This is a genomic window from Paraburkholderia sp. HC6.4b, assembly GCF_014200875.1.
Classification (GTDB): Bacteria; Pseudomonadota; Gammaproteobacteria; order Burkholderiales; family Burkholderiaceae; genus Paraburkholderia; species Paraburkholderia tuberum.
Genome location: NZ_JACHDC010000010.1, coordinates 231,975 through 256,061, shown reverse-complemented (window position 1 = coordinate 256,061; position 24,087 = coordinate 231,975). Strand labels below are relative to the sequence as shown.

At 67.3% G+C, this 24,087-nt stretch carries 21 protein-coding genes; 6 read left to right on the top strand and 15 right to left on the bottom strand.

Going from position 1 to position 24,087, the window contains the following annotated elements:
- The first annotated feature begins 5 nt into the window (after window positions 1–5).
- On the top strand, window positions 6–914 hold the full coding sequence (iolE, locus tag HDG34_RS17600) for a myo-inosose-2 dehydratase (protein ID WP_184061474.1): 909 nt from the start codon (window positions 6–8) through the stop codon (window positions 912–914).
- Window positions 911–1,711 carry a 5-deoxy-glucuronate isomerase gene (gene iolB, locus HDG34_RS17595; RefSeq protein ID WP_184061473.1) on the top strand — a complete coding sequence of 267 codons (801 nt, stop codon included), beginning with the start codon at window positions 911–913 and terminating at the stop codon, window positions 1,709–1,711. Before iolE ends, iolB begins: the two co-directional genes overlap by 4 nt.
- A gap of 22 nt (window positions 1,712–1,733) precedes the next feature.
- Here iolB and HDG34_RS17590 read toward each other — a convergent pair whose 3' ends face one another.
- The 9 genes from HDG34_RS17590 to HDG34_RS17550 form a co-directional block, all read right to left on the bottom strand.
- A complete protein-coding gene (locus HDG34_RS17590) occupies window positions 1,734–2,459 on the bottom strand; it encodes an ABC transporter ATP-binding protein (protein WP_184061472.1) in 726 nt (241 codons plus the stop codon).
- Complete coding sequence (locus HDG34_RS17585) at window positions 2,456–3,256, bottom strand: ABC transporter ATP-binding protein (RefSeq protein WP_184061471.1); 801 nt, start codon at window positions 3,254–3,256, stop codon at window positions 2,456–2,458. The genes HDG34_RS17590 and HDG34_RS17585 overlap by 4 nt, the downstream gene beginning before the upstream one ends.
- Window positions 3,253–4,605, bottom strand: coding sequence for a branched-chain amino acid ABC transporter permease (locus tag HDG34_RS17580; protein ID WP_409259411.1), 1,353 nt, complete (start codon window positions 4,603–4,605; stop codon window positions 3,253–3,255). The genes HDG34_RS17585 and HDG34_RS17580 overlap by 4 nt, the downstream gene beginning before the upstream one ends.
- Window positions 4,598–5,536: a branched-chain amino acid ABC transporter permease gene (locus tag HDG34_RS17575; RefSeq protein ID WP_184061470.1), complete on the bottom strand. Its 939-nt coding sequence runs from the start codon at window positions 5,534–5,536 to the stop codon at window positions 4,598–4,600. The genes HDG34_RS17580 and HDG34_RS17575 overlap by 8 nt, the downstream gene beginning before the upstream one ends.
- A 4-nt stretch (window positions 5,537–5,540) precedes the next feature.
- Entirely contained in the window at window positions 5,541–5,990 is a 450-nt protein-coding gene (locus HDG34_RS17570) for a thioesterase family protein (RefSeq protein WP_184061469.1), read from the bottom strand.
- Between the two features lie 28 nt (window positions 5,991–6,018).
- Window positions 6,019–7,167, bottom strand: coding sequence for an iron-containing alcohol dehydrogenase (locus tag HDG34_RS17565; protein ID WP_184061468.1), 1,149 nt, complete (start codon window positions 7,165–7,167; stop codon window positions 6,019–6,021).
- 184 nt (window positions 7,168–7,351) lie between these two features.
- Window positions 7,352–7,882 carry an NUDIX domain-containing protein gene (locus tag HDG34_RS17560; protein WP_184061467.1) on the bottom strand — a complete coding sequence of 177 codons (531 nt, stop codon included), beginning with the start codon at window positions 7,880–7,882 and terminating at the stop codon, window positions 7,352–7,354.
- Between the two features lie 126 nt (window positions 7,883–8,008).
- Window positions 8,009–9,040 (bottom strand): low specificity L-threonine aldolase, encoded by a 1,032-nt coding sequence (locus tag HDG34_RS17555; protein ID WP_184061466.1) that lies wholly within the window; start codon window positions 9,038–9,040, stop codon window positions 8,009–8,011.
- Window positions 9,041–9,127: 87 nt separating this feature from the next.
- On the bottom strand, window positions 9,128–10,441 hold the full coding sequence (locus HDG34_RS17550) for a YbfB/YjiJ family MFS transporter (RefSeq protein WP_184061465.1): 1,314 nt from the start codon (window positions 10,439–10,441) through the stop codon (window positions 9,128–9,130).
- Window positions 10,442–10,542: 101 nt separating this feature from the next.
- Here HDG34_RS17550 and HDG34_RS17545 point away from each other — a divergent pair, with 101 nt between their 5' ends.
- Complete coding sequence (locus HDG34_RS17545) at window positions 10,543–11,463, top strand: LysR family transcriptional regulator (RefSeq protein ID WP_184061464.1); 921 nt, start codon at window positions 10,543–10,545, stop codon at window positions 11,461–11,463.
- A gap of 160 nt (window positions 11,464–11,623) precedes the next feature.
- Here the strand turns inward: HDG34_RS17545 and alaS are convergent, their stop codons facing one another.
- Window positions 11,624–14,260 carry an alanine--tRNA ligase gene (gene alaS / locus HDG34_RS17540; RefSeq protein ID WP_184061463.1) on the bottom strand — a complete coding sequence of 879 codons (2,637 nt, stop codon included), beginning with the start codon at window positions 14,258–14,260 and terminating at the stop codon, window positions 11,624–11,626.
- A gap of 289 nt (window positions 14,261–14,549) precedes the next feature.
- On the opposite strand from alaS, the gene HDG34_RS17535 reads away from it, so the two are divergent.
- The gene (locus HDG34_RS17535; RefSeq protein ID WP_184061462.1) at window positions 14,550–15,770 is read left to right on the top strand and encodes a CaiB/BaiF CoA-transferase family protein; all 1,221 of its coding nucleotides are present in this window, start codon (window positions 14,550–14,552) and stop codon (window positions 15,768–15,770) included.
- Between the two features lie 18 nt (window positions 15,771–15,788).
- On the opposite strand, the gene HDG34_RS17530 is transcribed toward HDG34_RS17535, so the two are convergent.
- Both HDG34_RS17530 and ggt read right to left on the bottom strand, forming a co-directional pair.
- Window positions 15,789–16,349 carry an alpha/beta hydrolase gene (locus HDG34_RS17530; protein ID WP_184061461.1) on the bottom strand — a complete coding sequence of 187 codons (561 nt, stop codon included), beginning with the start codon at window positions 16,347–16,349 and terminating at the stop codon, window positions 15,789–15,791.
- Window positions 16,350–16,404: 55 nt separating this feature from the next.
- On the bottom strand, window positions 16,405–18,201 hold the full coding sequence (gene ggt / locus HDG34_RS17525; protein ID WP_184061460.1) for a gamma-glutamyltransferase: 1,797 nt from the start codon (window positions 18,199–18,201) through the stop codon (window positions 16,405–16,407).
- Between the two features lie 350 nt (window positions 18,202–18,551).
- Here ggt and HDG34_RS17520 point away from each other — a divergent pair, with 350 nt between their 5' ends.
- Together HDG34_RS17520 and HDG34_RS17515 are read left to right on the top strand one after the other, a co-directional pair.
- Window positions 18,552–20,261, top strand: a complete 1,710-nt coding sequence (locus HDG34_RS17520; protein WP_184061459.1) for a glutamine--tRNA ligase/YqeY domain fusion protein — start codon at window positions 18,552–18,554, stop codon at window positions 20,259–20,261.
- A gap of 201 nt (window positions 20,262–20,462) precedes the next feature.
- Complete coding sequence (locus tag HDG34_RS17515; RefSeq protein WP_184061491.1) at window positions 20,463–21,356, top strand: transporter substrate-binding domain-containing protein; 894 nt, start codon at window positions 20,463–20,465, stop codon at window positions 21,354–21,356.
- 16 nt (window positions 21,357–21,372) lie between these two features.
- On the opposite strand, the gene HDG34_RS17510 is transcribed toward HDG34_RS17515, so the two are convergent.
- The 3 genes from HDG34_RS17510 to HDG34_RS17500 form a co-directional block, all read right to left on the bottom strand.
- Complete coding sequence (locus HDG34_RS17510; protein WP_184061458.1) at window positions 21,373–21,822, bottom strand: NUDIX hydrolase; 450 nt, start codon at window positions 21,820–21,822, stop codon at window positions 21,373–21,375.
- A gap of 46 nt (window positions 21,823–21,868) precedes the next feature.
- Window positions 21,869–22,252, bottom strand: a complete 384-nt coding sequence (locus tag HDG34_RS17505) for an RT0821/Lpp0805 family surface protein (RefSeq protein WP_090801080.1) — start codon at window positions 22,250–22,252, stop codon at window positions 21,869–21,871.
- Between the two features lie 114 nt (window positions 22,253–22,366).
- Window positions 22,367–23,932 carry a methyl-accepting chemotaxis protein gene (locus HDG34_RS17500; protein ID WP_184061457.1) on the bottom strand — a complete coding sequence of 522 codons (1,566 nt, stop codon included), beginning with the start codon at window positions 23,930–23,932 and terminating at the stop codon, window positions 22,367–22,369.
- Window positions 23,933–24,087 lie beyond the last annotated feature (155 nt).

The window sequence follows — 24,087 nt, the reverse complement described above, 5'->3', positions numbered from 1 at the left end:
CCGGCATGACTGCTTTCGACGTACGCATCGGCATCAACCCGCTGTCGTGGATGAACGACGACCTGCCGTCGCTCGGCGGCGAGACGCCGCTCGAAGTCGCGCTGACCGAGGGTCGCCAGATCGGCTATCAGGGCTTCGAACTCGGCAACAAGTTTCCTCGCGAGCCGCAAGCGCTGAAAACGCTGCTCGCGCAATACGACCTCGCGCTCGTGTCCGGCTGGTACTCGGGACAACTGGCCAGGCGCAGCGTCGCCGAAGAAATCGACGCGGTCGGCCCGCATCTGGAGTTGCTCGCGCAGAACGGCGCGACCGTGATGGTGTATGGCGAAGTCGCCGATTCGATCCAGGGCGCGCCGCGCCCGCTGTATCAACGGCCGCGCTTTTTCAGCGACGCGCAATGGGCCGGCTACGCGGCACGCGTCGATGAATTCGCGCGTTATACGCTGAGTCGCGGCGTGCGGCTCGCCTATCATCATCATATGGGCGCGTACGTCGAAACGCCTGCCGACGTCGATCAGCTGATGGCGCGCACAGGCGACGCGGTCGGCCTGTTGTTCGACGCCGGGCACATCACGTTGGCGGGCGGCGATCCGTTGGCCGTGCTCGACCAACACATCGCGCGCGTTTGCCACGTGCACTGCAAGGACGTGCGCCCCGCCGTGATGAAGCTCGCACGCAATCGCAACTGGAGTTTTCTCGATGCGGTGATCGCCGGTGCGTTCACGGTGCCCGGCGACGGCGCGGTCGATTTTCCGGCGCTGATCGACCGGTTGAAGCGGCACGGTTATTGCGGCTGGCTCGTCGTCGAGGCGGAGCAGGACCCGGTGGTCGCGCCGCCGTTCGACTATGCGCAGAAGGGATACGGAACTTTGCGGGCGCTCGTCGATGCGCCCCTCGGCAAGGAGGCAGCATGAGCTTATTGGTGAAGGCAGAGCGCGAAGGCCAGACGATCGCGCGCGTGACGCCGCAGTCGGCCTGCTGGCGCTATGTGGGATTCGCCGCGTACCGGCTCGGCGCGAACGAACTCGTCTACGTGTTCGAGCCGGCGCGTGAAGCGTGCATCGTCGTGCTGAGCGGCGCGGTCGATATCGAAACGCCGGGCACGACGTGGAGCTCGCTCGGTTCACGCGACAGCGTGTTCGAAGACGCGGCGCCGTACGCGGTGTATTTGCCGCCGAACGTGCGCGCGACGGTGCGCGCATGCCGCGACGCGGAGATCGGTGTGGCGAGCGCGCCGGCTAGGGGCGAGTATCCGGCGCGGCTGATCGAGCCGGCGTCGATGAAGCGCTCGACGCGCGGTAAGTCGCTGAATACGCGTTACGTGTGCGACATTCTTCCGCACACCGAGCCGGCGGAATCGCTGCTGGTGGTCGAAGTGAGAACGCCGGGCGGTCACGCGTCGAGCTACCCGCCGCACAAGCACGACACCGACAATATCCCGCTCGAAAGCTCGCTCGAAGAAACCTATTACCACCGGCTCGATCCGCCGCAAGGCTTCGCATTCCAACGCGTGTACACCGACTCACGCGATATCGACGAATCGATGGCCGTCGAGGATCACGACGTCGTGATGGTGCCGCGCGGCTATCACCCGGTCATCGTGCCGTACGGCTACGACTCGTATTATCTGAACGTGATGGCGGGCAGCCAGCGGGTCTGGCATTTCCATAACGATCCGGCGCACGAATGGATCATCAACAAGGATGCTTGACTAACTTGTTCGTAGTCGCGCGTCAGCCAACCCCGAGCCATTCGCGCATCACGTCGTCGCGCGACATAAACGACGCCAGCGCGCCGTCGAACACGATCTCGCCGTGCCCCATCACCGCGACGCGGCACGCGATGTCCCGCGCGATCACGAGCCTTTGCTCGATCAGCAACATCGCGACGCCACGCTCGCGCAGCGCGTGCAGACAGGCGGCGACCTGCTGCATCACGAGACTCGCGAGCCCTTCGCCGGGCTCGTCGATCAACAGCAGATCGGGATCTCCGAGCAGCGCCCGCGCGAGCGCGAGCATCTGTTGCTCGCCGCCCGACAGCGCGCCGGCGCGCGTGCGCTTGCGCCCGGCGAGCACCGGGAACAGCGCGTACGCGTCGTCGAGCGTGAAGCGCGGCGCGCGGCCGCGCGCACGCAATGCGGCAGCCGGCGCAATGCCGAGCAGCAGGTTTTCATGCACGCTCAGCGCGGCGAACACGTCGCGATGCTCGGCCACATAGCCGAGCCCGAGCCGCGCGATCTCGAACGTGCGCCGACCGGCGAGCGAACGCCCCGCGAAACGCAGTTCGCCCTCGCAGCGCACGAGGCCCATGATCGCGCGCGCGAGCGTCGAGCGGCCCGAGCCGTTGCGGCCGACCAGCGCGACCACTTCGCCGGGCTCGATGCTCAGCGTGACGCCGTGCAACGCCTGGCTCGCGCCGTACCACGCATTCAGGTCGCAAATGTCGAGCAGCGCGCTCATCGGCCTGCTCCGTGGTCCGGTTCATCACCCGCCCGCGCGCCTGAGCCGACGTCGAAGCGTTCACCCAGATACGCGGCCCGTACCGCCGCGTCGGCGCGAATCGCGGCCGGCGATCCACTTGCGATGATGCGCCCTTGCACCAGCACCGAAATGCGATCGGCGATCGCGAACACCGCATCCATATCGTGCTCGACCATCAGCAGCGTGCGGCCGGCAGTGGTGTCGCGGATCAGCTCGATCGCGCGTGCCGCTTCCGCGCGGTTCATGCCCGCCGTCGGTTCGTCGAGCAGCAGCGTGTGCGCGCCGCCCGCGAGCGCGATGCCGAGGTCGAGCGCGCGCTGCTCCGCGTAGCTGAGCGTGCCGGCCGCGACGTCGCGGCGCGCCCCGAGGCCGACCGCGTCGAGCACCTCGGCCGCGCGCGCATCGACCGCGGCCGTGCCGGTCAGACGCTGCCACCAGCGCGTGCGATCGCGCTCGGCAAGCTGCGCCGCGCAGCGCAGGTTGTCGAACACGGACAGCCGCGCGAACACGCTGGTGCTCTGAAAGCTGCGCGCGAGGCCACGGCGCGCGATCGCGGCCGGCGCGAGCCGCGTGATGTCCGCGCCGAACAGGTGGATACGCCCCGCGCTCGGCCGCGCGCCGCCCCCGATCAGGTTGAACAGCGTGGACTTGCCCGCGCCGTTCGGGCCGATCAGCGCGTGCCGCTCGCCTGGCTCGATCGCGAGATCGACGCCGCGCAGGATTTGCGTCGAGCCGAAACGCTTTTCGATGCCGTGGAGCGCGAGTGCGGGGATCATCGTGCGGCTCCGGGGAATCGTGCCGCGCGTGCATGGGCCGTGACGCGCGCATGCGCGCGCAGCGCATGGCGCGTGGTCAGCGCAGCCAGAGCGGCGAGCGCAACGAGCGCCAGCGCAAGAGGAAGCGGCGAGGCGGCAAGCGGCGACGCGACGGTGACATCGGTACCCGCGCCAGCGCCCGCACCTGCACCGGCGCCGAACCATGCGCCGAACAACCCACCTGAAACCGCACCTTCGTCCGCGCCGAACTGCGCCGCATAGGCCCACTGCACCGCGAACACGATGGCCGCGAGCCACAGCAACCCCGCCGCCGCGCTCCACCAATACGCGGCGCGGCAACGTCGCCAGCCGTTGGCGGCAATCCGCGCCGTCTGCCGCGAGGCAAAGCCGGCGAGCCCATCCGGCGCGGCCAGCACGACGACGACGAAAAACAGCCCGAGATAGAACAGCCACGCCCGCGTGACACTGGCGACCACCACGCTGAAAAACGTCAGCACGATCGCCCCCGCGACCGGCCCGAAGAACGCCGCCGTGCCGCCGATCACGGTCGCGATCAGCACCGCGCCCGAGCGCATCATGCCGACGCTCTCAGTCGATACGAGCTCGATATTGATCAGCCCGAGCGTGCCGGCGACGCCCGCGAAAAACGCCGACAGCACGACCACGCCATAGCGAACCCGCCGCGGATAGCAGCCGATCGCCGCCGCGCGCGCCGGGTTGTCGCGCACGGCGTTCGCGAGCCGCATGAACGGTGTGCGCGACAGCGCGAACATCGCGACACTGGCGACGACGCACCAAAGCGCGATCAGCGCATAGGCCTCGCGCGCCGGACCGAAGCTCCAGCCGCCGAAGAGTGGCCCGCTCGCGCGATCGATCGCGACGCCCGCCTCGCCGCCGAACCAGCCCGGCAGCGTCCACGCCGCCGCGACGACGAGCTCGCCGAGACCGAGCGTGATCATCGCGAATGCGGTGCCGGCACGGCGCGTCGCGATGAAGCCGAACAGCACGCCGCACAGCGCGCCGCCGATGCCGCCGATCAACGGCAGCAGCACCAGCGGCATGCCGCCCGCGTTGAACACCCGCGCGGCGATCAACGCGCCGAGCCCCGCATAAGCGGCGTGCCCGAACGACAGCAGCCCGGTCCCGCCGAGCAGCAGGTTGTACGACAGCGCGAACACGATCATCGTCGCGCTTTGCGCGAGATAGCCGAGCAGCCAGCCGTGCGGCCAGATGAAAGGCGGTACGGCCAGAAAGGCGACGAGCGCGAGCCACGGCGCGAGCGCACGGCCGCCCCCGCGAGGCGGCACCTCGCTTTCCAGCGCGCTTGACGACCCGCTCCGCTTACGCATGATCGTCACGCCGTCCGAACAGCCCGCGCGGCCTCGTCGCCAGCACCGCGACGAGCAGCAGGTACGGCAGCAGCGGCGCCAGTTGCGCGAGCGTCAGCGCGTCCCATGCGGGCGGCAGCACCGCGCCGGCGAGCGACACCACGTCGCCCAACGACAGATCGCTCGCGACCGCCAGCGTTTGCAGGCACCCCACCAGCAGCGACGCGACGAGCGCCCCGCTCAGCGACCCGAGCCCGCCGATCACGACCACGACGAACACGATCGAGCCGAGCGACTCCGCCATCGCCGGCTCGATGACGAACAGCGGCGCGCCGATCACGCCGGCCAGTGCGGCGAGCGCGGTGCCGGCCGCGAACACGCCGGTGAACACGCGCGGCACGTCGTGCCCGAGCGCTTCGACGGCCTGCGCATGCGTGAGCGCGGCGCGCACGATCAAGCCCGTCTTCGACACGCGCAGCATCGCGACGAGCGCCGCGAGCATCGCGAGCGACACCGCCATCATGAACGCGCGGTAGCGCGTGAAGACCGCGCCGTACAGCGAGAACAGCGGACCGTCGAGCACCGCCGGAATCCTCGCCGACAGCGAACCGAGCCCCCAGCCGAGCTTGACGAGTTCGCCGAGCAGATAGGCGGCGCCGAACGTCAGCAGCAGTTCGGGCAGATGCCCGTGCCCGCGCACGCGCCGGAGCAGCCAGCGTTCGAGCGCCGCGCCGAGCAGCCCGACGAGGAGCGGCGCAACCACCAGCGCGCTCCAGAAGCCGGCGCGCGCCGCCACCGAAAAGCCGACGTACGCGCCGAGCATATAGAAGCTCGCATGCGCGAAGTTGAGCACGCCGAGCATGCTGAAGATCAGCGTCAGCCCGGCCGACAGCATGAACAGCAACAACCCGTAGCTCAGGCCGTTGAGCAGAGTGATGATGAACGACTGCACGCGTCTAGTCCGCCGGCCCGACGACGCACAACGGTTCGAGCGCCGCGCGCAGCTCGGCGGGCAGGTTCACGGGACGGCGCGTCGCGCGATCCACGTAGACGTGCACGAAGTGCCCTTGCGCGGCGGGCTCGGCGTCGCCGTCACGAAATAGCCCCACCTCGTAGCGCACGCTCGACGTGCCGAGCCGCGCCACGCGCAAGCCCGCCTCGATGCGATCGGGAAACACGAGCGGCGCGAAGTAGTTGCACTGCGTCTCGACGACCAGCCCGATCGTCGTGCCGTGTTCGAAATCGAGTACGCGCGCGCGGATCAGATACTCGTTCACGACGGTGTCGAAATAGCTGTAGTAGACGACGTTGTTCACGTGGCCGTAGACGTCGTTGTCCATCCAGCGCGTGGTGATCGGCAGGAAGTGCGGATACGCGGCGCGGCCGGCGGGAGCGGGTTTGTTCATCGGACGTGGCGGTGGGTGGATGCGAGGATCACAGCGACTCGGTCAGCATGCGGCGATAGTCGTCGGCGCTCGCCTCGCGCGGATTCGTGCGATGACAATGGTCGACCAGCGCGCCCTGCACGACCTTGTCGAACATGCTTTCGTCGACGCCCATTTGCCTGAGGCCGGTCGGCAGTCCAAGCCGCGCCGTCATGTCGAACAGCGCCTGCGCGAGATCCGCATGCTCGGGCACCCCCATCACGCGACGCATGCGCGCATAGCGACGCTCGGCCACCACGCTCGGCGCGCGCTCGTTGAAGCGCAGCACCGCGGGCAGCACGACCGCGTTCAGCGTGCCGTGATGCAGCGACGTGCGGCCGTTCACCTTCAGGCCGCCCAGCGGATGCGACAGCGAGTGCACACAGCCGAGGCCCTTCTGGAACGCCATCCCGCCCTGCATCGACGCGCTCATCATGTTCAGGCGCGCCTCGCGATCGCGGCCGTCCGCGCACGCGCGCTCGATGCTGTGCCACGCGCGTTCGAGGCCGTCGAGCGCGATACCGTCGGCGGGCGGATTGAAGGCCGGCGCGAGGAAGGTCTCGATGCAATGCGCGATCGCGTCCATGCCGGTCGCGGCGGTCAGCCCCGGCGGCAGGCCGAGCGTGAGACCGGGATCGCACAGCGCCGATTTCGGCAGCAGATTCCACGAGTGAAAGCCGAGCTTGCGGCCGTCGTTCAGGATCACGATCGCGCCGCGCGCGACTTCGCTGCCAGTGCCGGCCGTGGTCGGAATCGCGATCAGCGGCGCGACGGCGTCGGTGATCTTTGCGCTGCCGCCTTCGATCGTCGCGTACTGCGTGAGCGGCCCCGGATGCGTGGCCGCGATCGCGACGCCCTTCGCGAGATCGATCGACGAACCGCCGCCCACCGCGATCAGCCCGTCGCAGCGCTCGTCGCGATACACCTGGGCGGCCGCGAGCACCATTTCCTCGGTCGGGTTCGACGGCGTGTCGTCGAACAGCGGCACGTCGCCGAGCTTCAGCGCGTCGAGTGCCTGCCGCGCAATGCCGGCCGCGACGACGCCCTTGTCGCTGATCACCAGAGGCCGCTCGATGCCGATGCGCGTGCACTCGGACGACAGTTGCGACAGTGCGTCGTAGCCCAGATGAATATGGGTCAGGTAGTAGATGTAGGCCATGCCGTTTTCTCCCTGAGCGTGCGCTCATTGACCGCCGGTTGACGTGGATGATCGGTTCGGTGATGCGTCGATGGATGTGCCGGGTCGTGTGGTGTCGCGTGCGTTGTCGGCTGTCTCCATGTTGGCTGTGATTTCTGCGTCGGCTGTGTGCTGGCGAATGTTGCGGCTCGATGGGCCGAACGCCTCACTGCCCCGGCCGCTCGACGAATTCGAACGGCAACCCGCGTCGCCGCATCCATTCGCCGAGCGCCTGGCCGGTGCCCGCGCGCCACGGCCGCAGCTTCGCGGGCTCGACGAGCCGGTATTCGAGCAGCTCGGGCGACAGCGCGATCGTCCCATACGCCTTCACGTGATACGCGATGATCAGCTCGTTCTTGCGAATGAATTCGTACACGCCGATCAGCTCGACCGACCCGGCGTGCAGCGACGTCTCCTCCATTACTTCGCGCGCGATGCCCTGCTCCGGCGTCTCGCCGTTTTCGAGGAAGCCGGTGATCAGCGCGAACATGCCCTCGGGCCACGCCGCATTGCGCGCGAGCAGGATCTTGCCCTCGTACTCGACGATCGCCGCGACGACCGGCAGCGGGTTATTCCAATGGACGTAGCCGCACTCGGTATCGGGACAGCTCTGACGGACGCGGCCGCCCTCGTGATCGGGGTCGGCGCGTTCGGTCAGGGGTTTCGCGCAGCGGGGACAGAATCGGTACTCGGTCATGGCGGGGGACGTCTCTTTGTTTCGTGTTTTCTGGCGGGTCGTAGTTGGGTGGCTTTGCGCGTGTGCCGAGTGGTGCATCGAGGCGCCGGTGGTAACTCGGGTTCCAGCAACCTCACGCGTCTTCCATCACGCGACGCACAGCTCACGCACGTCGGCGGCGAAACGCTCGACCGTGTCGGGCTGCGTGTCCCACGCGCACATCAGCCGGCAACCGCCCGCGCCGATGAACTCGTAGAACTTCCAGCCGCGCGCGCGCATCGCCTTCGCGGCATGCGGCGGCAACTGCGCGAACACCGCGTTCGATTCGCTCGCAAACATGATGCTCACGCCGGGGATTTCCTGCAACCGCGTCTCCAGCAGACGCGCCATCGCGTTCGCGTGACGCGCATTGCGCAGCCATACGTCGTTGTCGAGCAGGCCGAGCCACGGCGCGGAGATGAAGCGCATCTTCGATGCGAGCTGTCCCGCCTGCTTCAATCGATAGGCGAAATCGTCGGCGAGCGCGCGGTCGAAGAACACCACCGCCTCGCCGACCGGCAAGCCGTTCTTGGTGCCGCCGAAACACAGCACGTCGACGCCCGCGCGCCACGTAATCTCCGACGGATGCACGCCGAGCGCGGCGACCGCGTTCGCGAAGCGCGCGCCGTCCATGTGCACCTTCAGATGACGACGCTTCGCGATCGCCGCGATGGCGCGCACTTCCTCGACGCTGTAGACGGTGCCGACCTCGGTCGACTGCGTCAGCGTGACGACCTTGGGCTTCGGATAGTGGATATCGGCGCGCCGCGTTACGATGGACTCGATCGCATCGGGCGTGAGCTTGCCGGCGATTCCCGGCGCCGTGAGCAGTTTCGAGCCCCCTGAAAAGAACTCGGGGCCGCCGCATTCGTCGGTCTCGATGTGCGCGAGTTCGTGGCAAATCACCGAGTGATACGACTGGCACAGCGACGCGAGCGCGAGCGAATTGGCCGCCGTGCCGTTGAACACGAAGAACACTTCGCAATCGGTCTGAAACAGGTCGCGCAGACGGTCGCAGACCTGGTTGGTCCAGGAGTCGTCGCCGTAGGCCGGCTCGTGGCCGCTGTTGTTGGCGGCGATCAGCGCGTCGAGCGCTTCGGGACAGATGCCGGCGTAGTTGTCGGACGCGAAATGTTGCATGGTCGAGCGACGCGCCCGGCGACAGGCGCGAGGGAATGACGGAAAGCGGTCATTTTAGTGCGCTCGTGCGAGATTTGTTTTCGCGTCTTAGCTGCAACCGCAATCCGGCATGCGGCCACGGCGCGGGCCGCGCGGCACGCGCGTCACTGCGATCAGGCCCGCCGCCCCCGCCAGCAGCGCGCCCGCGGCGAGCCACAGCGCCAGCGAAAACGACCCCATGTGCGCGGCAATCGGCGCGGCCACCAACGGACCCGCGATCTGACCGATGCCATAGGCCGCCGTCGCATAACCCATCAGCCCGGCCGCGTCGTCGCCGCGCAGACGCCGCGCCTCGCGCATCGCGAATAGCGTGATCGCGGTGAACGGCAGGCCGATCAGGATGCTGCCGAGCGAGAACCCGCCCGCCGTCGGCCACACGATGCCCAGCGCGATGCCGAGCGCCTGCAGCACATACGAGCCCGCGAGCAGCGCGCGGTTGTCCCAATGCACGGGCAAACGCGCGGCGAGCAACGCGCCGACGATCAGCGCCGCACCGAACATCGGCCAGAACAGGTCCGGCCACGCCGAGCCCGGCAACGCGTGGCGCGCGATGACCGGCAAAAAGGTCGCGGTGATGATGTAGCCGAAGCCCGGGATACCGTAGAGCAGGACCAGCCAGAACGCGTCGGCGCGGTGGACGGCATGGCTCGTCTGAATGCCGGCCGTACGAGGCGGCTGGTTTGCGCCGGCGCGCGATCCGGTGGCGGGCTTTGCGGTTGCGGAGCTTACAGCGGCAGGCTTCGCTGTTCCCGCACGCCGCGCTTCGCCAAACACCGGCCACACCAGCACCGACAGCACCGCGCCGATCACCGCAAAGCCGATCCATCCGACCACCGCGCCATAGCCGCCCGCGACGCTGACCAGCAAGCCGGTGCCGACGATGCCCAAGCCCGGCCCCGTATAGATGACGCCGCTCCACGCCTGCGCGCCGAGTTCGGCGAGCCGCCGCAAGCCCCACTGCGACGCGAACACGAAGGTCCATGCGCTGACCGCGCCGGCGACGAAGCGCACCAGCGCCCACACCCAGAACTGCCCGGTGACGCCCATCGCGAGCGTCAGCAGCACGGTCGCGGCGAGTCCGACGCGCACCATCCGCGCGGGCTCGACCCGCAGCGCCGCGCAGGTCATCGCGCCGGCGAAATAGCCGGCGTAATTGAACGACGCGAGCCAGCCGCCATGCTGGATATCGATCTGCGGCTGGCCGAGTGCGGCGCCGTGCAGCATCAGCGGCAGCAGCGGCGTGAATGCGAAGCGCCCGATACCGAGCGCGACGGCCAGCGTGACCATGCAGGCGAGCGCCGCGCGCCGGGCGGCGTGCGGCTCGTGGAAGCGCGGGTGCGCGTGGGAAGCGAGATCGTTCATGATCGGACGGTCAATCGGCGATGGTGTGAATTCATACTAGCTTGACCTTTGAATCACGAAAAATGAATAATTAGAATGTTATTCATCGCCAGGAGAGAATCATGGATCTGGCCGCTCTGACCATCTTTCGCGCGGTCGTGCGCGAAAACGGCGTGACGCGCGCCGCGGCGAAGCTCAATCGCGTGCAATCGAACGTGACCACGCGCATCAAGCAGCTCGAGGAGCAGCTCGGCACCGAGCTGTTCATCCGCGACGGCCGCCGCCTCGTGCTGACGCCGGCCGGCGAGACGCTGCTGCCCTACGCGGAACGGCTGCTCGCGCTCGCCGACGAGGCGCGGCACGCGGTGCGCGAGGATCGTCCGAGCGGGCGTCTGCGTCTCGGCACGATGGAAAGCGTCGCGGCGACGCGTCTGCCGGGCCTGCTCGCGCAATATCACCAGCAATGGCCGGCCGTCGAACTGGAATTGGAGACCGGCACGACCGGCAGGCTGATCGAGCGGGTGCGCGAGTTCGAGGTCGATGCGGCGCTGGTCGCGACGCCGCTCGATCCGGCCACGCTCGGCGATCTGTTCGAGACCGTGCCGATCTTCCGCGAGGAACTCGTGATGCTGACGCCGCGCGGTCATCGGCCGATCCGCGAAGTGCGCGACATCGCGCTATCGACGCTGATCGCGTTCGAGCGGGGCTGCGCGTATCGCGCGTATGTCGAGAAGTGGTATCTGGAGCACGGCACGCGGCCGCAACGGGTGCTGGAGCTCGGCTCGTATCACGCGATCGTCGCGTGCGTGGCGGCCGGCGCGGGCGTCGCGGTCGCACCGCGCTCGGTGCTCGATCTGCAGACCGACACGAGCAATATCGCGGTGCACGAATTGCCCGATATCGGCAAGATCGACACGCTGCTGGTGTGGCGACGCGGGCATTTTTCGTCGGCGCTCAATGCGCTGCGACGCACGCTGGTGGCGTCGCAGGAAGGGACGGCCGAGGTGGATGCGGTGGCGTCCGCGGATGCGAATGTGGTCTGATCGTTGAATCCGCCCCGCCGACCAGGTTCGACGCAACCCGGTCGGCTTCAGCAAAAGCGAAGGGACCACGCAACGCGCCAATCCTGCTGGCGCACCGCGTGGCCCCTTCGTCGAACCCGGCTCGACTTCGCGTCGAGCCGGACTCAACCGACCATCAGAATCAAAGCTGCCCTTCGACCCAGCTCTTGACGCCCGCGAGCGCCGCCGGCAGGTTGGCCGGCTCGGTACCGCCGGCCTGCGCCATGTCCGGACGGCCGCCGCCCTTGCCGCCCACCTGCTGGGCCACGAAGTTGACCAGTTCGCCCGCCTTGACCTTCTTGCTGGCGTCGGCGGTCACACCCGCGATCAGGCTGACCTTGCCGCCTTCCACCGACGCGAGCACGATCGCCGCGCTCTTCAGCTTGTCCTTGAGCTTGTCGACCGTTTCGCGCAGCGTCTTCACGTCCGCGCCTTCGAGCGTCGCCGCGAGCACATGCACGCCGCCGACTTCGATCGCCTGGCCCGCGAGTTCGTCGCCCTGGCTCGACGCCATCTTCGACTTCAGCGCGCCCAGTTCCTTCTCGAGCGCCTTCACCTGGTCTTGCACCTGGCCGATGCGCTGCGTGAGTTCCGCCGGTTGTGCCTTCAGCACGGCCGCGGCCGCGTTGACGCGCGCTTCGAGCTCCTGCACGTAGCGCACCGCGTTGTCGCCGGTGATCGCCTCGACGCGACGGATACCGGCCGCGACGCCACCTTCCATCACGATCTTGAAGAAACCGATGTCGCCCGAGCGATTCACGTGCGTACCGCCGCACAGCTCACGCGAGAAGCCGAGGTCGAGCACGCGCACTTCGTCGCCGTACTTTTCGCCGAACAGCGCCATTGCGCCGCCCTTCACCGCCTCGTCGTACGACATCACACGCACGATGCCGGGCGCGTTCGCCAGCACTTCGGCGTTGACGATTTCCTCGACGCGGCGGATCTGCTCGTCCGTCATCGGCGCGTTGTGGGCGAAGTCGAAGCGGGTCTTGTCGGCGTCGACGAGCGAGCCCTTCTGCTGCACGTGCGAACCGAGCACTTCGCGCAACGCCTTGTGCATCAGGTGCGTGGCCGAGTGGTTGCGCGCCGTGCGGGCGCGGCGCACCGCGTCGATTTCGGCCTTGACGATGTCGCCGAGCTTCAGCGTGCCCTGCTCGAGCGTGCCGTGGTGGCCGACCACGTCGGCCTGAACCTTCAGCGTATCGACGACCGCAAAGCGCGTGCTGGCGTTCGCGAGCACGCCCTGGTCGCCGACCTGGCCGCCCGACTCCGCGTAGAACGGCGTGTGATCGAGCACGACGACCGCCTGCTGGCCGGCCTGCGCCTGCTGCACCGACGCGCCATCGACGTACAGCGCGACGACCTTTGCGTCGTCGAAGACGATTTCTTCGTAGCCGTGGAAGGTGGTCTTCGCACCCGAGTATTCGAGGCCCTGCGCCATCTTGAACTTGCCCGCCGCGCGAGCCTGCTCGCGCTGACGCGCCATCGCGTCGTCGAACGCGGATTCGTCGACCGTCACTTCGCGCTCGCGGCAGACGTCCGCGGTCAGGTCGAGCGGGAAGCCGTAGGTGTCGTGCAGCTTGAACGCGAGTTCGCCGTCGAGCGTCTTGCCGCTGGTTTTGCCACCTGCGGCGTCGAGATCGGCCAATGCGGCCTCGAGAATCGACATGCCGTGCTCGATCGTCTCGAAGAAGCGCTCTTCTTCCTGACGCAGCACGTCGGTCACGCGCTGCTCGGCCTGCTTCAGTTCAGGGTAAGCGTCGCCCATCTGCGCGACCAGGTCGGCGACGAGGCGATGGAAGAACGAACCCTTCTTGCCGAGCTTGTAGCCGTGGCGGATCGCGCGGCGCACGATACGGCGCAGCACGTAGCCGCGGCCTTCGTTGCCCGGAATCACGCCGTCGACGATCAGGAACGAGCACGCGCGGATGTGATCGGCGATCACCTTCAGCGAGTTGTTGCCCAGATCGGTCACGCCGGTTTCGCGGCCAGCGGCTTGAATGAGCGCCTGGAACAGGTCGATCTCGTAGTTGCTGTGCACGTGCTGCAGCACCGCGGCGATGCGCTCGAGGCCCATGCCGGTGTCCACGCATTGCTTCGGCAGCGGCGTCATGTTGCCCTGCGCGTCGCGGTTGAACTGCATGAACACGAGGTTCCAGATTTCGATGTAGCGGTCGCCGTCTTCCTCGGGCGATCCCGGCGGCCCACCCCACACGTCCGGGCCGTGGTCGTAGAAGATTTCCGAGCACGGGCCGCACGGGCCGGTGTCGGCCATCTGCCAGAAGTTGTCCGATGCGTAGCGCGCGCCCTTGTTGTCGCCGATGCGGACGATGCGCTCGACCGGCACGCCCACTTCCTTCGCCCAGATGTCGTGCGCTTCGTCGTCTTCCTGGTAGACGGTGACCCACAGCTTGTCTTTGGGCAGCTGGTAGACGCCGGTCAGCAGCTCCCACGCGTAGTGGATCGCGTCGCGCTTGAAGTAGTCACCGAACGAGAAGTTGCCGAGCATCTCGAAGAACGTGTGGTGACGCGCGGTGTAGCCGACGTTCTCGAGGTCGTTGTGCTTGCCGCCGGCGCGCACGCTGCGCTGCGCGGTCGTGGCCCGCGAATACGGACGCGATTCCGCGCCGAGGAACACATCTTTGAACTGCACCATCCCCGAATTGGTGAAGAGCAGTGTCGGGTCGTTGCCGGGCACGAGGCTCGACGAACGGACGATCGTATGGCCCTTCGATTCGAAGAACTTGAGGAATTTCTCGCGGATTTCAGCGGCTTTCATAGCGGGCGGGGGACGTTCCTGACGGTTCCTGACGGAGACTGGCGGTCGGTGGGATGCGCCAACTGTCGGTTTCTTTAAACGACTGATTATACGGGATCGGCAAGCGCGCGCGGCACTGCGCGCCGCCTGGTTGGCGCTCGCGTGTCCGCTCGTCCGATCCGCGCCATGACGTTCGGCTGACTGCGCCCGCGAGCGCGAATCGCTTAAGATGACTTCCACGAAACTTCGCGCGAAATAACGCATGGCAGCTCGCCGCGCGGCCTGCAACCATCAGGAGACATTCAGGAACATGGGCGCTCTCAGTCACATCCGCGTGCTGGATCTCACCCGCGTGCTCGCCGGTCCGTGGTGCGCGCAGACGCTCGCCGATTTCGGCGCCGACGTCATCAAGATCGAACGCCCCGAGGTCGGCGACGACACGCGCCACTGGGGGCCTCCCTATCTGAAAACGCCGGACGGCGCGGACACGCGCGAGGCCGCCTACTATCTCGCGGCGAACCGCAACAAGCGCTCGGTCACGCTCGACATCGCGTCGCCCGAGGGTCAGCGGATCGTGCGCGAACTGGCCGCGCAAAGCGACGTCGTGCTCGAGAACTACAAGGTCGGCCAGTTGAAGAAGTACGGCCTCGACTATGACTCGCTCAAAGAGGTCAAGCCCGACCTGATCTACTGCTCGGTCACGGGCTTCGGGCAGACCGGCCCGTATGCGCAACGCGCCGGTTACGACTTCATCGTGCAGGGGATCGGCGGCTTCATGAGCATCACCGGCGAGCGTGACGCTCAGCCGGGCGGCGGCCCGCAGAAGGCCGGCGTCGCGATCGCCGACCTGATGACCGGCATGTACTCGACGATCGCGGTGCTGATCGCGCTCACGCACCGCGACCGCACCGGCGTTGGCCAATACATCGACATGGCGCTGCTCGACGTGCAGGTCGCGATGCTCGCCAACATGAACTCGAACTACCTCGCGAGCGGCCAGCCGCCGGCGCGCTGGGGCAATGCGCATCCGAACATCGTGCCCTACCAGACCTTCCAGACCAGCGATGGCTGGATCATCGTCGCGGTCGGCAACGACGGACAGTTCCGCAAGTTCGTCGAAGTGGGCGGCCGCCCGGAACTCGCCGACGACGAGCGTTTCGCAACCAACCCCGCGCGCGTGCGCAACCGCGAACTGCTCGTGCCGATGCTCGCGGACATGGTCCGCCTGCAGGGCAAGCAGCAATGGATCGCGGCGCTCGAAGCGGCCGGCGTGCCGTGCGGGCCGATCAACAACCTCGACGAAGTGTTCGACAACGAGCAGGTGGTCGCGCGCGGTCTGCAGGTCGATCTGCCGCATCCGTCGGGCGGCACGGTCAAGCTGGTGCGCAACCCGATCACCATGACCGGCACGCCGCCGCAGGCGCTGAGCCATCCGCCGCTGCTCGGCGAGCATACCGAGCGGGTGCTGAGCGACGTGCTCGGATACGACGCGCAGACGATTGCCGAGTTGAAGCGCAAAGCGGTGATCTGATCGAGAAGGCGGCGAGACTCAGCGCATCGCCGTTAGCGAAGCCAGCCAGCCGCGCCCCTCGTCCCAATCGTCGAGACCGCTGTCGGCGTTGATGTGGCCGCGCGCGCCGATCCCGATCCAGCGGCTGCCCCACGCGTTCGCGCAGGTTTGTGAAAACGGCACGCCGCCATAAGGATCGTCGCTGCTCGCCACCACGATCGTCGCAAACGGCAGGCGGGTGAGCGGCACCGGCGCAAAGCCGCCCGCGTCCCTCGGGAAGTGCGCTTCGTCCGGATCGGGCACGGCGACCAGCAGCGCGCCGGCCACCTTCGCGAGCTGCGCCGCGCTTGCGTACTGCGAGGCCCAGAACGCCGTGGTCAGACAGCCGAGGCTGTGAGCGGCGAACACGACCGGCGCGTCCACGGCGTCGAGCGCGGCGGCCAGCGTGCGGCACCAGGCGTCGCGCGAAGGGTGGTCCCAGTCCGGCATCTGCACGCGGACGACCGCGGGATCGAGCGCTTCCCAGCGCGTTTGCCAGTGGCCTGGGCCGGAGTCCAGATAGCCCGGCAGTACGAGTGTGGTTGGTTGGTGTTCGCTCATCGTGCTTCCCCGTGTTCGGCTTATCGCCCGCTCGCGGGATAGCGCGGCGGGCCGTCTACCGTATCACGCGTGCCACGCCGCCACCACGGGGATCGCTCGCGGGCTCGGGTGTCGTGCCGTCGACGCGGATCATCTGCACGTCGCCGTTGAACGACTGCTGCTCGACCGTGAAGCCGAGCGCCTTCAATTGCGTGGCGAGCTCATCCGGGGCGGGACGGTACGGCTCGAAGTAGATCGTCTTTGGCGGCAGCAGTTGATGATGGAAGCGCATCGCGGCGAGCGCGTCCGTCGGTGACATGTCGAAGTCGTACAGATTCGTCATCACCTGGAAGATCGTCGTCAGGATGCGAGAGCCGCCGGGCGTGCCGATCGCTAGCGCGATCTTGCCGTCCTTCAGCAGCAGCGTGGGCGTCATCGACGAAATCGGGCGGCGGCCCGGCGCGATCGCATCCGGCTCGGCATCGGCGGCGCCGGGTGTCGACGCCGCGCCGGTCGCGCCAGCGACGGCTGGCTTGATCACGAAATCGTCCATCGCATCGTTCAGCAGGAACCCGCCGCCGTCCACCACGACGCCCGAGCCGAAATCGCCGTTCAGCGTATAGGTGTTCGACACCGCGTTGCCCCATTTGTCGACCACCGAGAAATGCGTGGTTTGCGCCTTCTCCGTCGCCGCGCCGCCGTCGACACCGGGTTTCACCGTCGCGGCAGCCGGCGCTTCGTCGGCTTTGACTTCGGCCGCGCGCTGCGCGAGGTAGGCGTCGTCGATCAGCTTCGCGACCGGCACCGGCGATGCGTCCGGGTCGCCGATATGGCGCTGCCGGTCCGCGAACACGCGATCCTCGATCTGCGCGATCAGATGGATGTACGGCGCTGAATTCAACGCAAGGCCGTCGAACGCCGGCTGCAGATCGGCCCGCATCTTCAGCATCTGGATCAGCCCGAGGCCGCCCGAGCTCGGCGGCGGCGCGGTGATCACGCGGTAGCCGTGCCAGTCGGCCGCGAGCGGCTCGCGCCACAGAGCCTTGTACTGGCTCAGATCCTGGCTCGTGATCAGGCCGTGGCCGTACATCTGCGCGGCGATCATTTGAGCGGTGCGGCCCTCGTAAAACTCGCGGCCGCCGTCGCTCGCGATCCGCCCCAGCGTCTGCGCGAGTTCCGGTTGACGCAGCATCGCGCCTGCCTTCAGGTTCGCGAAGTAGGCGTCGAAATTGGTTTTGCCGGCGAAACTCTTCGCGGCCGCGTCGCGTCGCTGCTGCAGCCGCGGGTCGACCTGGAAGCCGTCGGTCGCGTAATGGATCGCGGGCGCGAGCACCTGCTTCCATTTGAGCTTGCCGAAGCGCCGCTGCGCTTCCCACATGCCATCGACCGTGCCCGGCACGGCCGCCGCGCGATGCCCGACCGTGCTGATGCCCGGCGCCACGTTGCCCTTGTCGTCGAGGTACATGTCGCGGGTCGCCTGCTGCGGCGCGCGCTCGCGATAGTCGAGAAAATACGGCTTGCCGTCGACCAGCAGCGTCATGAAACCGCCGCCGCCGAGGTTGCCCGCATCGGGCCGCGTGACGGCGAGCGTGAAGGCCATCGCAACCGCGGCATCGACCGCGTTGCCGCCTGCGGCGAAGATCTGCTGCGCGGTGTCAGCGCTGTAGCTATCCGGCGCGGCGACGGCCGACGCATCGAGCGCCGGCTTCGGCGCCGGTGTTTTCGCGGCGGCGGACAGCGGCGCGGCCACGTTCACGGCAAGCGCGGCAAACCAGGCCGAAGCGAGCACACGACGGTTACGGCAAGAAAATCGGGCGCTAGCCAAAGCGCGGGCAAAGGGCGCGCGAAACGCGCCGTGCGTCGGGACAGACATCCGAGAAAACTCCGGCAACGAGGCGAGCATGGCGCACGAGCAGCAGAGCCTCGTGCAGGAAGATGAAGGAAAGCGTGGACGGCTCGGGCAAGCCCGCCCCGCGCGAAGGCCCAGCACAGGCGCGCGGGCCGCGCGCAGCAGCGCATCCTAAGTCGGCGCGTCGCGCGTCGCCAACCCGTTTTACCTCCTGTTACAGCCCCGCGCGCCGGCTTCCCTGACTCCGGCAGCCGCGCCAATCCCACTGCGCCGTTGGCTGCGCGCCGCAACCACCTGCCGCGAACGGGCTCGTCAGGTAGAATTGACGGCTACACGGGCGCATTGCGCGCCCCCACGGACTCTCATCTTCTCGCATGAATACCGAACGCAACGACGCGCCCGCGACATCCAATTTCATCCGCAACATCATCGACGACGACAACCGCACCGGCAAATGGAGCCAGCGCGTCGAAACGCGCTTCCCGCCGGAGCCGAACGGCTATCTGCACATCGGTCACGCAAAGAGCATCTGCCTGAACTTCGGCGTCGCGCGCAGCTACGGCGGCGTGTGCCATCTGCGCTTCGACGACACCAATCCGGAGAAGGAAAGCGTCGAGTACGTCGAGTCGATCATCGACTCGGTGCGCTGGCTCGGCTTCGAATGGGAAAAGGACCGCACCGAGCATCTGTACTTCGCGAGCGACTACTACGACAAGCTGTACGAGTTCGCGGAGCTGCTGATCCAGCGCGGCAAGGCTTACGTGGATAGCCAGTCGGCCGAGGAAATCCGCGCGAACCGCGGCTCGGCCACCGAAGTCGGCACGCCGTCGCGCTTCCGCGAGCGTTCGGTCGCGGAAAACCTCGACCTGTTCCGCCGCATGAAGGCGGGCGAGTTCAAGGAAGGCGAGCACGTGCTGCGCGCGAAGATCGACATGTCGTCGCCGAACTTCAACATGCGCGACCCGGTCATCTACCGCATCCGTTTCGCGCATCACTACCGTACCGGCGACACCTGGTGCGTGTACCCGATGTACGACTACACGCACTGCATCTCGGACGCGCTCGAAAACATCACGCATTCGCTGTGCACGCTCGAATTCGAAGACCATCGGCCGCTGTACGACTGGATCCTGAACGAACTCGCCGAGGCCGGTGTCTTCGGGCGTCCGCTGCCGCAGCAAATCGAGTTTTCGCGCCTGAACCTGACCTATGCGATCACCAGCAAGCGCAAGCTGCTGCAACTCGTCAACGAAGGCCATGTGGAAGGCTGGGACGACCCACGCATGCCGACCATCGTCGGCCTGCGCCGACGTGGCTTCACGCCCGAGTCGATCCAGCTGTTCTGCGAGCGCATCGGCGTGACCAAGGTCGACTCGTGGATCGACATGAGCGTGTTCGAAGGCGCGCTGCGCGACGATCTCGACGAGAAGGCGCCGCGCATCGCCGCCGTGCTCGATCCGGTCAAGCTGATCATCGACAACTTCCCCGAACGCCTCACCGAGCCGTGCCACGCACCGGTGCATCCGCATCATCCGGAACAGGGCATGCGCGAGTTTCCGATTTCGCGCGAGCTGTGGATCGAGCGCGAGGACTTCGCGGAGACGCCGCCGAAGGGCTACTTCCGCCTGTTCCCGGGCAACAAGGTGCGGCTGCGCTACGGCTACGTGATCGAATGCACGCACGCGGACAAGGACGAGAACGGCAATATCGTCGCGGTGCACTGCAACTACTTCCCGGACAGCAAATCGGGCACCGAAGGCGCGAACAATTACAAGGTCAAGGGCAACATCCACTGGGTCAGCGCGGCGGCCGCGTGCCCGGCCGAAGTGCGCATCTACGACCGGCTGTTCAAGGAACCGCAACCGGACGCCGGCGGCCGCGACTTCCTCGAAGCGCTGAATCCGGACTCGAAACGCGTGGTCCAGGCCTACCTCGAAACCGGCGCGCGCCATGCGCTGCCGGAGCAGCGCTACCAGTTCGAGCGCCACGGCTACTTCGTCGCCGACCGCGTCGATTCGAAGCCGGGTAAGCCCGTATTCAACCGCATCGTCAGTCTGCGCGACAGTTGGGGCAAGCCGGCCTGAGCCCGGGCCAGCGAGGGCCCGGCGTTGCGGGCCCATCCGGGTTGCCGGATGTTTCGATCGACACTCACTGCGCGCTCGCCTGAGCGCGCCGGTCCGGGAGGTCCGATGAAGGTTGCAGACCGCCACGGGGAAGGGTCTGAAGGTAGGGTTCGCGTCGCACGGAGCGCGTGCGGCTCACGCTTCCCGCGTCTGCTGCGCGGCATGCACAGCGTGCTGCTTACGCTGGCCGCCTGCGGCGTGCTCGCGTTCACCGGCCCCGCCCGCGCGGATGAACTGACCGGCACGCTGAGAAAGATCCACGACGACGGCGTCGTCGTGCTCGGCGTGCGAGAGGCGTCGATCCCGTTCTCGTACTTCGACGGCAAGCGCACGGTCGGCTACTCGCAGGCGATCGCGATGCAGATCGTCGACGAAATCAGGAAAACGCTCGGCATGGCGCAGCTGCGGGTTCACGAAGTCACGGTCACGTCGTCGAACCGCATGCCGATGCTGCTGAACAACCAGATCGATCTCGAATGCGGCTCGACCACACACACGGTCGAGCGCGAAAACGTCGCCGCGTTTTCAGACAGCTTTTTCCAGTACGCGGTGCGCATGATCACGCGCAGGAACAGCGGCATCACCGATTTCCCCGATCTGGCCGGCAAGCCGGTCGTGACGACCGCGGGCACGTCCGACGAGCGCCTGCTGCGCAGCCTCAACACCGACAAGCAGCTGAACATGCGCATCATGAGCGTGCGCGACCATCAGGACGCCTTCAACGCGATGAAGGACGGTCACGCGGTGGCGTTCGTGATGGACGAGCCGATCGTCTACGGTTTCAAGGCGACCGACCCGCATCCCGACGATTTCATCGTGACGGGCACACCGCTTGGCTACGAGGTTTATGCGTGCATGTTCCGCAAGGGCGACGAGCCGTTCCGCGCGCTCGTGAATCGCGTGATCGTGCGCTCGCAGACGTCCGGCGACGCCGAGCGTCTGTATCGGCAGTGGTTCACGCAGCCGATTCCGCCGCATGGCATCAACGTCAATTTCCCGCTGTCGGAGCAGAACCGCGCGTTGTTCGCTCATCCGAACGACCACGCGCTCGATTGAAGGCGGCGTGCGCCGTCTATAGCGACCGGTGCAACTCCGCGAGCGACAGCGTCGTCTCGAAGAGCCGCGTCAGACTACGGCTCGCATAGCGCGGCACCTCTTCGATCGACGCCCAGCGGTAATCATCCATTTCGGGGATCAGCGTGCCGTCCGAGCGGCGCGGAAACAGCGACGTGCAGGTGCACGTGCTCAGATCGAGCTCGCCGGCACCCGCGCGCGCCGCGAACAGATGCAGGTCCTTGTCGCGCCGGTAGACGAACAGGCCGAGATCCTTCAGCCGATCGGCCTCGAGCGCGATGCCGGTTTCCTCGACCATCTCGCGCAGCGCCGTCACGTGCGGCGCCTCGCCGTCCTCGCCCTGGCCTTTCGGGATGTCCCAGTGCGTCGTTTCGGTGGCATGCGCGAGCAGCACGCGTCCGTCGGGATCGAGCAGCACGATCCCGCACGAGACGATTCGCGGGCTCATCGCGCCGCCTCACTGCATGCACCTCTCGCGCCGCGCTCACGCATGCTCAACGCTTCTGCAGCTGCCAGGCACCGCCTTCCTTGCAGAAGTTCGGACGCAGGTTCATCGATTGCCCTTTCGCATTGAGTACGACCCCGAGGGTGCGGCAGGTGCGTCCGCCGTCGGTCGAGGTGCTGTCCATCGAGATGGTCGCGTCGATCTTCACGCTATTGCCGGTGCCGTCGTTGACCCACGTGAAGCTCTCGCCGTCCTTCCTGTCATTGAGCGCGCTCATGACCGCATGCTTGATCGAGGCGTTGTCACGCTGTCTCATATAGGTGATCGGCGTGTCGCTCAGAAAGCCGAGGTTCGCCGCTTGCGCGCCGATCGCCGCACCGAGCAGGAGGCTCGCGGCACTGAGGTGGAACAGCACACGGGTTCGCGTCGACATGTAGGACTCTCCTCGAAGTGTGCACGGCGCGCACGGGCGCACGGCGGCTTTTGATCCTGACCTCAAAAGCATAGCATGCACACTTCGGCAGGCAGCGCGCCATCGACGCGGCCATCAACGCGCGGCGGCCGTCCCCTGCAGGCGGAACGTGTTGACGACGTCGCGCAGTATCTGCGCCTGCTCCTGCATCGACTGCGCGGCGGCCGCCGCCTGTTCGACCATCGCCGCGTTCTGCTGGGTGGTCTCGTCCATCTGCGCAATCGCGAGATTGACCTGCTCGATGCCGCGGCTCTGCTCGTCGGACGCGGCGGAAATCTCGCTGATGATGTCGGTCACGCGCTTCACCGCATCGACGAGCGACTCCATCGTGCCGCCCGCCTTCTCGACGAGCGTCTTGCCGCTGCCGACGCGCGCGACCGAATCCTCGATCAACGTCTTGATCTCCTTGGCCGCGTCGGCGCTGCGGCGCGCGAGGTTGCGCACCTCGCCCGCGACGACCGCGAAGCCGCGGCCCTCCTCGCCGGCGCGCGCGGCTTCGACGGCCGCGTTCAGCGCGAGGATGTTGGTCTGAAACGCGATGCTTTCGATCACGCCGATGATATCGACCACCCGCGCCGAGCTCGCCGCGATGCTCTGCATGTTCGCGACGACGTGCTGCACGGCCTCGCCGCCCTCGCCCGCGAGCTGCGACGCCGAGCGCGCCATGCGATTGGCCTGCAGCGCGTTGTCGGCGTTCTGCTTGACGGTCGCCGTCAGCTGCTCCATGCTCGCCGCCGTTTCGCCGAGCGACGACGCCTGCTGTTCCGTTCGCGCCGACAGATCGAGATTGCCCGCGGCGATCTCTTCGGCCGCGACCGTGATCGTTTCGGTGCCGCCGCGAATGCGCCGGATCGCGTCGGCGAGGCGGCTTTGCATGCGCTGCATCGCGTACAGCATGCTTTCCTGATCGTCGCCAGCCAGTGTGACCGGGCACGACAGATCGCCGTCGGCGATCGTCTCCGCGACGCTCGCCGCATAGGCGGGCTCGCCGCCGAGACTGCGCTTCACGTTGCGGATGATCAGCACGAGCGCGACGGTGCTGAAGCTGCCGATCACGAGGATCGTCAGCAGATAGCGCAGCAGGTCGGCGCGGAACGCCGCGTCGATGTCGTTGACGTAGACACCCGAAATCAGATACCAGTCCCACGCGGCAAAGCGCTTGACGAAGCTGATCTTCGGCACGCGCTCGTTGTTGCCGGCGAGGCGGCCCATGTAATCGACGAAGCCCTGCCCGTGCGCCTGCGCGACCTTGACCATTTCGACGAACAGCAGCTTGCCGTCGCTGTCCGCGTAGTGCGACACGTCCTTGTTGCGCAGATCGGCGAGCATCGGATGCATGATCACGACCGGCGTGGCAGTCGATACGATCATGTAGCCGCTGCCGGGGTAGCGCATCGCGGACAGCCGCGCCAGCGCCTGCTGCCGCGCCTGTTCGGGCGTCAGCTCGTGCTCGTCGGCGCGCTGCGCGTAGTCGGCGACGATGCCGTACGCGCTTTCCACGACGTTCTGCACCGCCGACTTGCGCTCGGCCAGCATCGTCGCGCGCGACTGCCATGCGGCCCAGCCGCCGAGGCCGAGCAGGCCGAGCCACGTGATCAGCAGCGCGAGCCAGAGTTTGGTGTTGAGGCTAAGTCGGTTCACGCTGATTCCTCCATCGCGGCGCGTCATACGGTTCTGTTGAATTAACGGCGCCGCGCGCGATTTCCTGAGTCGGGAAACACCCGGAGCGAGCCGTACGAACACGCGACAGCCTGGCAGCCACCGGGCGCGCAACATGGCACAAAAACAAAAAGGGT

Bases quoted from the DNA above. Each gene is read 5' to 3' on its own strand.
- iolE (WP_184061474.1), top strand. From the start codon at position 6: ATGACTGCTTTCGACGTACGCATCGGCATCAACCCGCTGTCGTGGATG.
- iolB (WP_184061473.1), top strand. From the start codon at position 911: ATGAGCTTATTGGTGAAGGCAGAGCGCGAAGGCCAGACGATCGCGCGC.
- HDG34_RS17590 (WP_184061472.1), bottom strand. From the start codon at position 2,459: ATGAGCGCGCTGCTCGACATTTGCGACCTGAATGCGTGGTACGGCGCG.
- HDG34_RS17585 (WP_184061471.1), bottom strand. From the start codon at position 3,256: ATGATCCCCGCACTCGCGCTCCACGGCATCGAAAAGCGTTTCGGCTCG.
- HDG34_RS17580 (WP_409259411.1), bottom strand. From the start codon at position 4,605: ATGCGTAAGCGGAGCGGGTCGTCAAGCGCGCTGGAAAGCGAGGTGCCG.
- HDG34_RS17570 (WP_184061469.1), bottom strand. From the start codon at position 5,990: ATGAACAAACCCGCTCCCGCCGGCCGCGCCGCGTATCCGCACTTCCTG.
- HDG34_RS17565 (WP_184061468.1), bottom strand. From the start codon at position 7,167: ATGGCCTACATCTACTACCTGACCCATATTCATCTGGGCTACGACGCA.
- HDG34_RS17560 (WP_184061467.1), bottom strand. From the start codon at position 7,882: ATGACCGAGTACCGATTCTGTCCCCGCTGCGCGAAACCCCTGACCGAA.
- HDG34_RS17555 (WP_184061466.1), bottom strand. From the start codon at position 9,040: ATGCAACATTTCGCGTCCGACAACTACGCCGGCATCTGTCCCGAAGCG.
- HDG34_RS17550 (WP_184061465.1), bottom strand. From the start codon at position 10,441: ATGAACGATCTCGCTTCCCACGCGCACCCGCGCTTCCACGAGCCGCAC.
- HDG34_RS17545 (WP_184061464.1), top strand. From the start codon at position 10,543: ATGGATCTGGCCGCTCTGACCATCTTTCGCGCGGTCGTGCGCGAAAAC.
- alaS (WP_184061463.1), bottom strand. From the start codon at position 14,260: ATGAAAGCCGCTGAAATCCGCGAGAAATTCCTCAAGTTCTTCGAATCG.
- HDG34_RS17535 (WP_184061462.1), top strand. From the start codon at position 14,550: ATGGGCGCTCTCAGTCACATCCGCGTGCTGGATCTCACCCGCGTGCTC.
- HDG34_RS17530 (WP_184061461.1), bottom strand. From the start codon at position 16,349: ATGAGCGAACACCAACCAACCACACTCGTACTGCCGGGCTATCTGGAC.
- ggt (WP_184061460.1), bottom strand. From the start codon at position 18,201: ATGTCTGTCCCGACGCACGGCGCGTTTCGCGCGCCCTTTGCCCGCGCT.
- HDG34_RS17520 (WP_184061459.1), top strand. From the start codon at position 18,552: ATGAATACCGAACGCAACGACGCGCCCGCGACATCCAATTTCATCCGC.
- HDG34_RS17515 (WP_184061491.1), top strand. From the start codon at position 20,463: ATGCACAGCGTGCTGCTTACGCTGGCCGCCTGCGGCGTGCTCGCGTTC.
- HDG34_RS17510 (WP_184061458.1), bottom strand. From the start codon at position 21,822: ATGAGCCCGCGAATCGTCTCGTGCGGGATCGTGCTGCTCGATCCCGAC.
- HDG34_RS17505 (WP_090801080.1), bottom strand. From the start codon at position 22,252: ATGTCGACGCGAACCCGTGTGCTGTTCCACCTCAGTGCCGCGAGCCTC.